General features: G+C 61.4%; 11 protein-coding genes. 4 read left to right on the top strand and 7 right to left on the bottom strand.

Going from position 1 to position 12,620, the window contains the following annotated elements; genetic code table 11:
* Positions 1–19 precede the first annotated feature (19 nt).
* Positions 20–337: a YXWGXW repeat-containing protein gene (locus ACLFKU_RS26925; RefSeq protein ID WP_410851114.1), complete on the bottom strand. Its 318-nt coding sequence runs from the start codon at positions 335–337 to the stop codon at positions 20–22.
* 314 nt (positions 338–651) lie between these two features.
* Here ACLFKU_RS26925 and ACLFKU_RS26930 point away from each other — a divergent pair, with 314 nt between their 5' ends.
* The 4 genes from ACLFKU_RS26930 (at position 652) to ACLFKU_RS26945 (ending at position 5,179) form a co-directional block, all read left to right on the top strand.
* On the top strand, positions 652–2,448 hold the full coding sequence (locus ACLFKU_RS26930; RefSeq protein ID WP_410851115.1) for an alkaline phosphatase family protein: 1,797 nt from the start codon (positions 652–654) through the stop codon (positions 2,446–2,448).
* 60 nt (positions 2,449–2,508) lie between these two features.
* Positions 2,509–3,936 carry a cytochrome-c peroxidase gene (locus tag ACLFKU_RS26935; protein WP_410851116.1) on the top strand — a complete coding sequence of 476 codons (1,428 nt, stop codon included), beginning with the start codon at positions 2,509–2,511 and terminating at the stop codon, positions 3,934–3,936.
* A gap of 93 nt (positions 3,937–4,029) precedes the next feature.
* The gene (locus ACLFKU_RS26940; RefSeq protein ID WP_410851117.1) at positions 4,030–4,716 is read left to right on the top strand and encodes an HAD family hydrolase; all 687 of its coding nucleotides are present in this window, start codon (positions 4,030–4,032) and stop codon (positions 4,714–4,716) included.
* Positions 4,717–4,924: 208 nt separating this feature from the next.
* Positions 4,925–5,179: a hypothetical protein gene (locus ACLFKU_RS26945; protein WP_368583528.1), complete on the top strand. Its 255-nt coding sequence runs from the start codon at positions 4,925–4,927 to the stop codon at positions 5,177–5,179.
* A 95-nt stretch (positions 5,180–5,274) separates the two neighbouring features.
* Here the strand turns inward: ACLFKU_RS26945 and ACLFKU_RS26950 are convergent, their stop codons facing one another.
* The 6 genes from ACLFKU_RS26950 to ACLFKU_RS26975 form a co-directional block, all read right to left on the bottom strand.
* A complete protein-coding gene (locus ACLFKU_RS26950) occupies positions 5,275–5,667 on the bottom strand; it encodes a carboxymuconolactone decarboxylase family protein (protein ID WP_368583527.1) in 393 nt (130 codons plus the stop codon).
* A gap of 536 nt (positions 5,668–6,203) precedes the next feature.
* Positions 6,204–6,545, bottom strand: a complete 342-nt coding sequence (gene cyoD, locus ACLFKU_RS26955; RefSeq protein WP_018437951.1) for a cytochrome o ubiquinol oxidase subunit IV — start codon at positions 6,543–6,545, stop codon at positions 6,204–6,206.
* A complete protein-coding gene (gene cyoC / locus ACLFKU_RS26960; protein ID WP_368583526.1) occupies positions 6,546–7,151 on the bottom strand; it encodes a cytochrome o ubiquinol oxidase subunit III in 606 nt (201 codons plus the stop codon).
* Positions 7,151–9,172, bottom strand: coding sequence for a cytochrome o ubiquinol oxidase subunit I (cyoB, locus tag ACLFKU_RS26965; RefSeq protein WP_410851118.1), 2,022 nt, complete (start codon positions 9,170–9,172; stop codon positions 7,151–7,153). Before cyoB ends, cyoC begins: the two co-directional genes overlap by 1 nt.
* A 3-nt stretch (positions 9,173–9,175) precedes the next feature.
* Positions 9,176–10,069 carry a ubiquinol oxidase subunit II gene (gene cyoA, locus ACLFKU_RS26970; RefSeq protein WP_368583524.1) on the bottom strand — a complete coding sequence of 298 codons (894 nt, stop codon included), beginning with the start codon at positions 10,067–10,069 and terminating at the stop codon, positions 9,176–9,178.
* Between the two features lie 391 nt (positions 10,070–10,460).
* Positions 10,461–12,017, bottom strand: coding sequence for an NADH-quinone oxidoreductase subunit M (locus ACLFKU_RS26975; protein WP_368583523.1), 1,557 nt, complete (start codon positions 12,015–12,017; stop codon positions 10,461–10,463).
* Positions 12,018–12,620 lie beyond the last annotated feature (603 nt).

Genomic DNA, 12,620 nt, shown 5'->3' on the forward strand with positions numbered 1-12,620 from the left:
TTTTCATCGCAAGCCTCGCTCAAGCCCAATGTCCTTCGATCCAGCGCCAGTGCGGCCCACGTTGCGCCCAATGGCCGGGCACCCAGCGATAGCCCACGCGCACCGGCTGCCAGTGGCCCGGCGCCCACACATAGCGGCCATGCTCCCAGCGCCAGCGGCCCTGATCCCATACGTAGCCGTCCCGCGGCGCGGGCACGACTTCGACGCGCGGCGGCGGCGGCGCCATTGGCGCGATCACCACTTGCGCGAAGGCGGGTGTGGCCGTCAGCGTGGCCGCGCAGCACAGCGCGGCGCTCAGCGTGGAACCGAGCAGGCGACTCATGCGGTTAGAGATCATGTCGTTTTCTCCCATAGGACCGAAAAAAGCCGGAGACAGCGTGGCCCCGTTTCTGCTTCAACGGGTCAATTGGGGGAAATCCGTCGCTCTGCGTGCAAAAAAGTGCGGCGGGAAGAAAGCGCTTCACGATTAGCGCGGCGCGAACCGGAAGTCAGGGAGATGAATGGGAACCGATAGCCGGCGTAATGTCCGCGACTCGAATCTTTAATCGCGGACTGCTGAAATCGTCGGCAGCCTGATTGCGGCAACAACAGTAACAGCAACGGCATTTCTACCCATATTCCGCGGCGAAGGTCGAATCTGGAGTCAGTCACATGTTCCGTAGAGCTTTGTTACCCATTCCGTTCGCCGCGATGCTGATGCTCGCCGGCTGCGGCAACAACAGCGTCAGCACGCCCGCGGCGTCGACCACGGGCGCATCGTCGCCGGCCGCCCCGGTGTCCGCGCAGGACTCGCTGACGACCGCGACGCCGATCAAGCATGTCGTCGTGATCTTCGGCGAGAACGTGTCGTTCGATCACTACTTCGGCACCTATCCGCAAGCGACCAACCCGGTCGGCGAACCGCAATTCACCGCGGCCGCGGGCACGCCGACAGTCAACAACCTCAGCAGCAACAATCTGCTGACATCGAACCCGAACGCGCTGGCGAGCTCGCCGAACACGGCGGGCCGCACGGTCGGCACGGTGCCGATCGCGGGTCTCGGGCTGCCGGCCGCGGACCTCTTGCCGTTCCGCCTCGATCGCTCGCAGGCGAATACGTCGAGCCAGAATCACGCGTACGCGGCCGAGCAACTCGCGTATAACAACGGCGCGATGGATTCGTTCCCGCTGTTCACGGCGGCCGGCACGACGATCGCCGGCAGCACCGGCGCGTTCGCGACGAAAGGCCAGGTGCTCGGCTACTTCGACGGCAACACGGTCACCGCGATGTGGAACTACGCGCAGAACTTCGCGATGAACCAGAACGCGTATACGGATACCTACGGACCGTCGACGCCCGGCGCACTCGCAGTCGTGTCCGGCCAGAACAACGGCGTGATCCTGACGGGCGGCACGTCGGCCAACGCAATCCCCGACTCGGCCGGCGGCAACACGATGATCGGCGACCTCGACCCGACCGGCGACGCCTGCACGATCGCGGCGGGCAGCAAGGTGACCGGCGCGATGTCGTCGAAGAACAGGAACATCGGCGACCTGCTGAACGCGAAGAACATCACGTGGGGCGGCTTCATGGGCGGCTTCAATCTGCAGACCGTCAACCCGAACGGCACGACCGGCTGCGCGCGTTCGACGTTCTCGCAGGTGCTCAACGCGAGCAAGGCCGACTACGTGCAGCACCACGCGTGGTTCCAGTACTACGCGAGTACCGCGAACCTCGCGCATACGCGGCCGTCGTCGACGGCGGCGATCGGTGGGACCGATCCGCTCGATAACTCCGCGACCCCGGTGCATCACCAGTACGACACCGACGATTTCTTCACCGCGGTGAAGGCCGGCAACTACCCGTCGGTCAACTTCCTGAAGGCGCCGGCCATCGGCGACGGCCACCCGGGCAACTCGGACCCGATCGACGAGCAGGCGTTCGTCACGAAGGTGATCAACTTCCTCGAACAGCAGCCTGACTGGAAGAACACCGCGGTGATCATTGCCTACGACGATTCGGACGGCTGGTACGACCACCGCTACAAGGCGCCGACGAGCGCGTCGTTCGACTCGACGAGTCCGCAATCGGCGGGCGGCGCGACGGTGGCCGGCAGCGACAACCTCAGCGCGGCGGGCCAGTGCACGGCCGCGGGCGCGGTACAGCCGCAAGGCGTCAACGGCGACGTGGTGAACGGCCGCTGCGGGCCGGGGACGCGCACGCCATTCATCGTCGTGTCGCCGTGGGCGAAGGTCAACTTCGTCGACGACACGCCGATCACGCAGGCGTCGGTGGTGCGCTTCATCGAGGACAACTGGCTCGGCGGCCAGCGCCTCGGCGGCGGCTCTTTCGATGCGACGGCCGGCAGCATCATGAACATGTTCAATTTCTCGGGTACGGGCAACACCGCGCCGTTGTATCTCGACGAAAACCTCGGCACGAAGCTGTCTAAGCCGCCGTCGACTTGAGCGGGTGCCGCTGACGTGTAAGTCGCTGTTTAGTATGCGTTCGATCTATTCGTCAACGTCATGAACCGACCGTCAGACGCATTTGCACCAGCGCCGCTGCTGGACTCCGCGAGCACTCGCCGCGCGTGGCTGCGGCTGTTCGCGGGAAGCGTAGCGACTGTCGTGCTCGGCTTTGCCGCGTTCTCCGCGTACGCACTCGTGTATCCGGAGTGGATGCCGCCGGCGGTAGGCGAAATCGTCGAGGAGATCACCGGTGCGAATCCGCATCCGGTGCATCTGATGCGTCCGCAGCAAGCGCCGCTCAGTGCGGTTGCGGTGCTCGGCAAACAGATCTTCTTCGACAAGACGCTGTCCGCGTCGGGTCAGCAGTCGTGCGCGACATGTCACTCGCCGCAGCATTCGTATGGACCGGATAACGCGTTGCCGGTGCAGATGGGCGGCTTGCATCTTGACCAGGCCGGCTATCGTCCACCGCCATCGCTCGCATATCTGTACCGGCAGGCGCCGTTCAGCATCGGCCCCGATCAGGGCGATACCGACGTTCCCGTCGACGTGACGCAGTTCGCCTCGCAGGCCGCCGGCATGCAACGCGCGCAGAAGACCGCGCTCGCCGCGCCCAAGACGCCGGCGATGGTGCCGCAAGGCGGCCTGTTCTGGGACGGCCGCGCCGATACGTTGCAGAACCAGGCAATCGGCCCGCTGACGAATCCGGTCGAGATGGCCAACGCGAGCGAAGCCGACGTCGCGCGAAAGCTGCTGCAAACGCGCTACCTCGATCAGTTCAAACGGATCTTCGGAGCTGGCATCGTGAACAACCCGAGCCTGCTGATTTCCGAAGCGATGTTCGCGGTGGGGCGCTATCAGATCGAAGATCCGTCGTTTCATGCGTTCACGAGCAAGTACGACTACTGGCTCGAAGGCAGGGCGCGGCTCACGCATGCCGAACTGCACGGTCTGCAACTGTTCAACGATAAGAACAAGGCGAATTGCGCGGGCTGCCACCTGAGCCAGCCGAGCCGCGATGGCCTCCCGCCGCTCTTCACCGATACGCAATACGAGGCATTGGGTGTGCCGCGCAATCCGGCGATTCCGATCAACAAGGACCCGAAGTTCTTCGACCTGGGGATATGCGGACCGTTTCGCGACGACCTCGCGAAGCAGACCCAGTACTGTGGCATGTTCCTCACGCCGACGCTGCGCAACGTCGCCGAACGCAAGGTGTTCTTTCACAACGGCGTGTATCACGACCTGAAGCACGTGATGGACTTCTACAATCTGCGCGACACGGCGCCGGACAAGATCTATCCACGCGATGCGTCGGGCAAGGTGATCAAGTACGACGATCTGCCGCCGCGGTATCACGCGAACATCGATGTCGCCGACGCGCCGTTCGACCGCAAGTTCGGCGATCAACCCGCGATGAACGACCAGGACATTCGGGACATCATCGCGTTCCTGCAGACGCTGAGCGACGGGTACAGGGAATGACTGCGCGCGCGTGACGGGCGGCCATCGCGCTGCGGCCCGCGAGCCGGTGGGGTATCCTTGCCGGTTTAGCAAACTCTATCCCTACCCTCCCCGATGGCCGATTTTCCTTTCGACGCCGTGCTCTTCGACTGCGACGGCGTGCTCGTCGATTCCGAACCCATCACGAATCGCGTGCTCACCGAAATGCTCGGCGAGCTCGGCTGGCATATGAGCGTCGAAGAGACGATGCGCATTTTCGTCGGCAAGATGGTCAGGGACGAAGCCGAACTGATCGAAGCGCACACCGGCTTTGCCATCACGGCCGAGTGGCTGGCGCAGTTCCGCGCGCGTCGCAACGCGGCGCTCGACAGGGAGTTGCGTGCGATCGACGGCGCGTCTTTCGCGGTACACGCGCTGCACCGAACGTTGAACGGACGCATTGCGGTGGCGTCGGGCGCGGATCGCATCAAGATCGAATTGCAGCTCGTGAAGGCCGGCCTCCTCGACTGCTTCGAAGGACGCATCTTCAGCGGACACGAAATGCCGCGCAGCAAGCCGTTTCCCGACGTCTATCTCGCCGCGGCCGCGGCACTCGGCGTCGACCCGGCACGCTGCGCGGTAGTCGAGGATACGGTGACGGGCACAACCGCGGGCGTCGCGGCCGGTGCGACGGTATTCGGCTATTGCCCGACGCACCTCGGCCACAGCAGCGCGACCGCGCTGCATGGCGCGGGCGCGGTGCACGTGTTCAGGGAGATGGCCGAGCTACCCGCGTTGCTCGCCGGATGGAGCAAGCGCTGATCGGCCGACGTGTTGGCGGCTGAACGACACCGGCCTGCCGCAAGTTGGCCGACGACGATCAGTTACCGACTGCGCGGAGGTAGTCGATCAGCGCTCGCGCCAGTACAGACGTTGAATCCCGCCGCATGGCATGGTGCGTGCAACAGGAACGCCCGAGCGTAAAGCATTTGCGCGCTCGCTACCCATCCAACGTTGCCGGAGATTCATCATGTCCAACTTGACCCTTGCCGACCTGTCGCGCTGCGACGACCTCGACCACGTAGCTGCACAGTCCGTACGCGGCGGCCACTCGTGCCACTCGCCGGAATACCCGCCTTCGTGTTACGGCGAAAAACCGCCGGTTCGCGGGCCGTCCTACTACAACCCGCCCTCCTACAATCCCTGCCATCCGGTGCACTACGGCTGCGAGCCGGTCTATACCCCGGTCTGCCATCCGGAGCCGATCAAGGTCGTGCCGCTGTAAGCACGAGGCCTCGCGCCGCTGCGTGCAACGGCGCAAGCATGCATGCGTTGCGGGCCGGGTCGGTACGATCGGGCCGCAACGTGCGCTTCATGCTCTTATTCGAAGGCCGGATCGATCGGCACGCGATAGCCGACCGCGAGCCGGTTCGTCTCGTTAGCCATTCCGACGATCGCCTGCAACTCGCCGAACATCTCGTCGGTCATGCCGGCGCGCCGCGCGGCCGCCGTGTGGCTCGCGACGCAATAGCCGCAGTTGTTCGTCACGCTGACCGCGACGTACAGCAGTTCCTTGACGAGTGGATCGAGCGCGCCGGGCGCCATCACTTCCTTCAGGCTGTCCCACGTGCGCGCGAGGGTCGGCGGATGCTGCGCGATGTACTTCCAGAAGTTGTTCACGTCGTCGACCTGGCGAGTCGCTTTGATGTCGTCGTAGACGGCGCGGACTTCGGGGGATGCGTCGGCGTATTCGAGGGGTTTGAGGTGGGGCATGGGGGGTCCTTGGTTTCGAGGGGTTGCGGGTGGGTGTCGGGGGTATTGTGCACTTGCGGGGATAACTCGAGCTCGACACACCGGGCCTTTTCAGCGCATCGAAAGCCACTGAGCAAAGTCGATCACTGCAATACTACCCAGACAAACGCATACCGGTGCAACCGTCTGCGGTTCAGGCCGGTTACCAGGAGCCTGTCCCGTTGAGTGGAGCGAGATCGCCGATTTCACCGCACATCCGAGTTTCGCGAAACCGCGTCGGCAAACCATGATTGAAAATCAAGTCGACTGTATCGATAGGCTGCGCGACCTCAAGCATCTCAAAGAATTGGAACGTTACGTTTTCTCGCTGATCGGACAAACCAATCGTCCACTCAATAACATTGTCACGTTACAGACGAAGCCCCATTCTTCGTCTGATATGTCTGTCGCATAAGGTTTTGGGTTCTCTCTCGTCATGCCGCCATCAAAGCAAAAGCCCCGCAAGATCGCAATCTTGCGGGGCTTTTTATCGAAGCTAACGCTAAAGCATTATCCGCTTAGCGCGACATCATGTTCATACTGACGTTATGCATCACCCACAACGTTCCGCCGACCACGATAACCGCGGTCAACGCAGTGAACACAAACGCCGTCACATTCCAGCGCTGCGACGACGACGCGTTCATATGCAGGAAGAACACCAGATGCACGAGGATCTGCACGACCGCGAGGCCCGCGATCGCGAACAACGCGCTCTGGCCCGTCAACGTGCCGGTCATCACGATCGCAAATGCCGCGACGGTCAGAATGACGGAGAGCACGAAGCCCGTCATATAGCTGCCGAAGCTGCCGTGACCGCCTTCCGAGTGTGCGCCATGGGCGCTATGGCTATGGTCCATTTAGATCACGCTCGCAAGATAGACAAAGGTGAAAACGCCGATCCACACGACGTCGAGGAAGTGCCAGAAAAGGCTCAGGCACGTCAGACGGATCATGTCGCGTTCGGTCAGGTCGCGATGACGCAGCACCTGCAGCGCCAGCACCACCATCCAGATCAGGCCGAACGTCACGTGCAGTCCGTGCGTGCCGACCAGCGTGAAGAACGACGACAGGAACGCGCTGCGGCTCGGACCCGCGCCTTCGGCGATCATGTGCGAGAACTCGCGCAATTCCAGCACGAGGAACGAGAGACCCAGCAGGAAAGTCACGCCGAGCCAGCCGAGCAGCACGCCCTTGCGGTTCTTGTGCGCGCCGAGCATCGCGAAACCGTAGGTGATACTCGAGAGCAGCAGCATCGTCGTTTCGAGCGCGACGCCGGGAATCTCGAACAGCTCCTTACCGGTCGGACCGCCCGCGAACTGCTGGCTCATCACCGCGAACACTGCGAACAGTGCCGCGAAGATGATGCAGTCGGTCATCAGGTACACCCAAAAGCCGAACACCGAGTGCGACGGCACGTGGTCCGGCGCGAGATGCGGCTCAACCGCAATAGTCTTCTGTAACATCAGTCCACCTCCAGCGCGACCTGCTTGCCGACGCCTGCGCCGACACCGGCCACGGCGCCAGCACCGCCGTTGCGTTTCTCTTCAATCAGCGCGACAGTGTCCGCCGGAATGTAATAGCCGTCGTTGTCCATGAAGCTGTAGACGATCACGGTGAGCACGGTGCCAACCAGGCCAACGATCGCAAGCCACCAGATGTGCCACACGGCTGCAAATCCGAGCACCAGCGAGAACAGTCCCACCAGCAGACCCGCGGACGTATTCGACGGCATGTGAATGTCGCGATACGCCGGCACTTTGACACCGCCCTTGCGCGACTTCATTTCGCTGAACGCGTCGAGCGAGCGGACATCCGGGATGTGCGCGAAGTTATAAACCGGCGGCGGCGAGCTCGTCGCCCATTCCAGCGTATGACCGTCCCACGGATCGCCCGTGAGGTCGCGGTTTTCCATCTTGTTGCGATCGCGGATGCTGACGACCAGTTGCAGCAGCTGGCAAGCGATACCGATTGCGATCAGCACCGCGCCGAATGCGGCGATGATCATCCACGGATGCCAGTCCGGGTTGTCGTAGTGGTTCAGACGACGAGTCGCGCCCATGAAGCCGAGCACGTACAGCGGCGTGAATGCGACCCAAAAACCGATCTGCCAGAACCAGAACGCGGCCTTGCCGAGCTTCTCGTTCAGCTTGAAGCCGAACGCCTTTGGGAACCAGTAGTTGAAGCCAGCCAGATAGCCGAACAGCACGCCACCGATAATCACGTTGTGGAAGTGAGCGATCAGGAACAGGCTGTTGTGCAGCATGAAGTCCGCGCCCGGGATCGCCAGCATCACGCCGGTCATACCGCCGATCGTGAACGTGATGATGAAGCCGATCGTCCACAGAACCGGAGTCGTGAATTGCAGACGGCCCTTGTAGATCGTGAACAGCCAGTTGAACACCTTAACGCCGGTCGGAATCGAGATCACCATCGTCGCGATGCCGAAGAACGCGTTCACGTCCGCGCCCGAGCCCATCGTGAAGAAGTGATGCAGCCACACGAGGAACGACAGCACCATGATCGCGCAAGTCGCCCAGACCATCGTCTTGTAGCCGAACAGCGGCTTCTTCGCGAAGGTCGCGACGACTTCCGAGAAGATACCGAACGCCGGCAGGACCAGGATGTACACCTCGGGGTGACCCCAGGCCCAGATCAGGTTCAGGTACAGCATCGCGTTGCCGCCGGCTTCGTTCGTGAAGAAGTGCATGCCGAGGTAACGGTCGAGACCGAGCAGCGCGAGCGTGACGGTCAGGATCGGGAACGACGCCATGATCAGCACGTTCGCGCACAACGAGGTCCACGTGAATACCGGCATCTTCATCCACGACATGCCCGGAGCGCGCATCTTCACGATCGTCACGAAGAAGTTCACACCGGTCAGCAACGTGCCGACACCGGAGATCTGCAGACTCCACAGATAGTAGTCGACGCCGACACCCGGACTGAACTGCAATTCCGACAACGGCGGATAAGCGAGCCAGCCCGTCTGTGCGAATTCACCAACCACCAGCGAAATGTTGATCAAAATCGCGCTGACTGCCGTCAGCCAGAAGCTCAGCGAGTTGATGAACGGGAAAGCGACGTCGCGCGCGCCGATCTGTAGCGGCACGATGATGTTCATCAAACCGATCATGAACGTCATCGCCATGAAGAAGATCATGATGACGCCGTGCGCGGTGAAGATCTGGTCGTAGTGATGCGGCGGCAAATAGCCTGGGCTCAGGTACGACAGCGCCAGCTGCATACGCATCATGATTGCGTCGGCAAAGCCGCGCAGCAGCATGATGAACGCAACGACGATGTACATGACACCGATCTTCTTATGGTCGACGGACGTCAGCCATTCGCTCCACAGGTAGCGCCATTTGCCGAAATACGTGATTCCGCCGAGCACCGCCAATGCGGCGAGGGCCATGCCGGCGCCCGCCGTGACGATGATGGGCTCGTGATACGGAATCGCATCGAGAGTGAGTTTTCCGAACATGAGTTACCCCTTAGGCGCACAGTTGGCGTCTTTCATGTTGTCGATGACGTTGCCGTTGTTGTATTTGGCAATGATGTTGTTGAAGAGCTTCGGATCGACGGTCGAGAAGTACCGCACAGGGTCCTTTTCGCTCGGTTCCGATACCGCGTGATAGCGGTCCATGTCGAGGCGGTCCGACGAAGCGCGCACCTTCTCGACCCAGGCGTTGAACTCTTCAGGCGACGAGGCGAGCGTTCGGAACTTCATGTCCGAGAAGCCCTTGCCGCTGAAGTTCGCCGCGAGGCCCGCGTAGTCGCCGGCGTGATCGGCGATCAGGTGCAGGCGCGTCTGCATGCCTGCCATCGCGTAGATCTGGCCGCCCAATTGCGGGATGAAGAAAGAGTTCATCACCGTGTCCGACGTGATCCGGAAGTTCACCGGCGTGCCCACCGGGATCGCGAGCTGGTTCACCGACGCGATACCGAGGTCCGGATAGATGAACAGCCACTTCCAGTCCAGCGCGACGACTTCGACGTTGATCGGCTTGACCTCCGACTCGAGCGGACGATACGGATCGAGCTCATGCGTGCTCTTCCACGTCAACACGGCGAGGAACAAAATGATCAGCGCCGGAATCGTCCAGACGACGACTTCGATCGCGGTGGAATGCGTCCACCCCGGTTTGTATTCAGCGTTTCTATTCGACGCGCGATAACGCCACGCGAAAAACAGTGTCATCAGAATGACTGGCACCACGACAATCAGCATGGCCCACACCGAAGTCGCGATCAGATCACGCTCCGCCAGTCCCACACTCCCCTTCGGATTCAGAATATCGAGGTTGCTGCAACCCGAAAGCAGCAACATGAGGCTGGCGGAAATGAAACTTGCCGGCCTTCCCAGCGCCCGTCCTTTCATATCCACTGCCTCGTTTTTTTGACTTCAACGAACGTCATTCGACGGCTCTCCAGTAATAAGCGCTCGCATAATAGGGGGGCATCCAATGGTAATAAACACTCGAATTTGCAACGATCTATTGCAGCGCGCCGCAGTGCGACACGTTGCCGCATTTCCCCGCACACCCTATTCACCAGCGTCGTTTGCGACGCTTCAAAACGAAGCATCGAAAAGTTGACGCATCGCAAGAGCCCCTTCAAATAAGCGCTGGAAAACCGCTTGGCGCGCGGCGGGTTCGCAGTACTCCTCCGTGCATGCATTCATAAAGGGGTTGATAGCGACGCGCAAAAGCGCAAAAGCGTCGCCGCATCCTGACGCGCGGATGCGACAACGGTTCTTGCGCTCTGTTCTTTTAACCCGGATTGTGCGTGGCGACGGGTGCCGGTCCGGGCACCGCCGCCTGCAGATGCTCGCCAGCTTCGGCCGGCACGTTGTCAGAAGGCAGCGCCGAGCGTTCCGATTGCGCGAGCAGCGTGCCGACCGACGGATCGATCGCATCGGTAAACGGCTTCGGATTAAGTCCGATCGCGAGCACGAGCAGCGCCAACGCACCGAGCAGCGCGAACTCGCGCTTGCCGAGGTCCTTCAGATTCGCAACGCGCGCATTGGCGATCGCGCCGAAGATCACGCGCTTATACATCCACAGCGTGTAGGCCGCGCTCAGGATCAGCGTGGTCGCGGCGATCGCGCCGATCCAGAAGTTGAAGCGGATCGCGCCCATCAGCACCATGAATTCGCCGACGAAACCCGACGTGCCCGGCAGACCGATGTTGGCCATCGAGAACAGCATCACGAAACCGGCAAAGCGCGGCATCGTGTTCGCGACGCCGCCGTATTCGGCGATCGATGCGCTCTTCGTGCGGTCGTACAGCATGCCGGTGCACAACAGCATCGCGCCGGACACTACGCCATAGGAGATCATCTGCACGATTGCGCCGGCCTGACCGAAGCGGTTGAAGACGAACAGACCAAGCGTGACGAGGCCCATATGCGCGACGGTCGAATACGCGAGCAGGCGGCGCATGTCGGTTTGCACGAGTGCGAGCAGGCTCGAATAGATCACCGCGACGAGCGACAGCGTGATCATCATCGGCGCAAAGAAGTGGCTCGCTTGCGGTGCGATCGGCAGCGCGAAACGCAGTAGACCGTAGCCGCCGATCTTCAGCATGCCGATCATCACCGCGGCGCCGGTCGGGCCGTCGAGGTGCACGTCGGGCAGCCACGTGTGCAGCGGCCACATCGGCACCTTCACACCGAACGCGGCGAGGAAGCCGAGGAAGATCAGCGTCTGCGGCACCATGTCGAGATGCGCTTCGCGCCACACGGCGAGGTCGAAGCTGTGCGTCTGGCTGTACAGATAGAGCAGCGACATCAGCATCATCAGCGAGCCGAGGAACGACACGAAGAAGAACTTCACCGCCGCATACGTGCGGTTCTTGTGACCGTACGTGCCGATCAGCAGGTACAGCGGGATCAGCGTCGCCTCGAATGCAACGAAGAACATCATGCCGTCGAGCGACGTGAACACGCCCTGCATGAAACCCGACAGCATCAGGAACGCGCCGTAGTACTGCGCGGTGCGCTGCGTGATCGACTCCCACGACGCGATCACGATGATGATCGTCGTCAGCGCGGTCAGCGCGACGAGCCACAGCGAAATCCCGTCGATTCCCACATGCCATGCGATATCGAACGTCGGCGACCAGCGGACGTTCTCGACGAACTGCATCGAGGTCACGTCGTTGCGGAAATTCGCCACGACCGGAATCACCGGCAAGAAACCCGCCACCGCGCCGATCAGCGCGAGCCAGCGCGTGCGATTACGCGCCGCGTCGGACCCGGCGCGCAGAACCACGAAGCCGGCGACTATTGGGATCCAGATGAGAAGACTTAGGAGAGGCAATGGCATGTGCTCTGTCAAAACTTGAAGTACAAAACGCTGCGTCAATGCCGCCAAAACAGCAGGCATTGAAATAGAAATGTAAGTTGGAGTGCGCTGAAATTGACGCGTGGAGGGGTTTCCCGCTACACGTTTACCCGCAGCCGACCGACCGAGGGTGGGAGATTACCAAGATAAGAATAATTTTGCATCGCAGCAGCCGCGAAATCCCTTCGGAGTAGATTGTTGCGACGTGGACGCTTGCAAAACGCATCAAAATGTGCGTTTGCACATGACTACAAACGGCTTGGCGGGCCGGGATGATTTGGCTGCAAAAGCTCGCAATTACCCGGAGGTTGACCGCTTTTAGACATCGCCTGTTTGTGGGGCCGGTTCGGCTGGAACGGATCGTGCTGCACGGTCCTTTTCGACCAGTGGCGACGACCCGCATTTGAACAAGAATTTGCCCTGTTCGACGATAAAAAATTTTTTTGTGGTGGCGGTCTGGGAGTGTCTGAATTTTTGTGTGCAAGGCGTCTGAACATTTCAGGCGTGGCAGGCGATCAATTTCATTCTAGCTGTTGGGTCGTGTGAAGCGATCCTCGTAGAGGATCGCGAACTGCCGCATGGCGG

This window comes from Paraburkholderia sp. EG304 (genome assembly GCF_046543485.1).
Lineage (GTDB): Bacteria > Pseudomonadota > Gammaproteobacteria > Burkholderiales > Burkholderiaceae > Paraburkholderia > Paraburkholderia youngii.

Bases quoted from the DNA above. Each gene is read 5' to 3' on its own strand.
- ACLFKU_RS26935 (WP_410851116.1), top strand. From the start codon at position 2,509: ATGAACCGACCGTCAGACGCATTTGCACCAGCGCCGCTGCTGGACTCC.
- ACLFKU_RS26925 (WP_410851114.1), bottom strand. From the start codon at position 337: ATGATCTCTAACCGCATGAGTCGCCTGCTCGGTTCCACGCTGAGCGCC.
- cyoB (WP_410851118.1), bottom strand. From the start codon at position 9,172: ATGTTCGGAAAACTCACTCTCGATGCGATTCCGTATCACGAGCCCATC.
- cyoD (WP_018437951.1), bottom strand. From the start codon at position 6,545: ATGGACCATAGCCATAGCGCCCATGGCGCACACTCGGAAGGCGGTCAC.
- cyoC (WP_368583526.1), bottom strand. From the start codon at position 7,151: ATGTTACAGAAGACTATTGCGGTTGAGCCGCATCTCGCGCCGGACCAC.
- ACLFKU_RS26950 (WP_368583527.1), bottom strand. From the start codon at position 5,667: ATGCCCCACCTCAAACCCCTCGAATACGCCGACGCATCCCCCGAAGTC.
- cyoA (WP_368583524.1), bottom strand. From the start codon at position 10,069: ATGAAAGGACGGGCGCTGGGAAGGCCGGCAAGTTTCATTTCCGCCAGC.
- ACLFKU_RS26945 (WP_368583528.1), top strand. From the start codon at position 4,925: ATGTCCAACTTGACCCTTGCCGACCTGTCGCGCTGCGACGACCTCGAC.
- ACLFKU_RS26975 (WP_368583523.1), bottom strand. From the start codon at position 12,017: ATGCCATTGCCTCTCCTAAGTCTTCTCATCTGGATCCCAATAGTCGCC.
- ACLFKU_RS26940 (WP_410851117.1), top strand. From the start codon at position 4,030: ATGGCCGATTTTCCTTTCGACGCCGTGCTCTTCGACTGCGACGGCGTG.
- ACLFKU_RS26930 (WP_410851115.1), top strand. From the start codon at position 652: ATGTTCCGTAGAGCTTTGTTACCCATTCCGTTCGCCGCGATGCTGATG.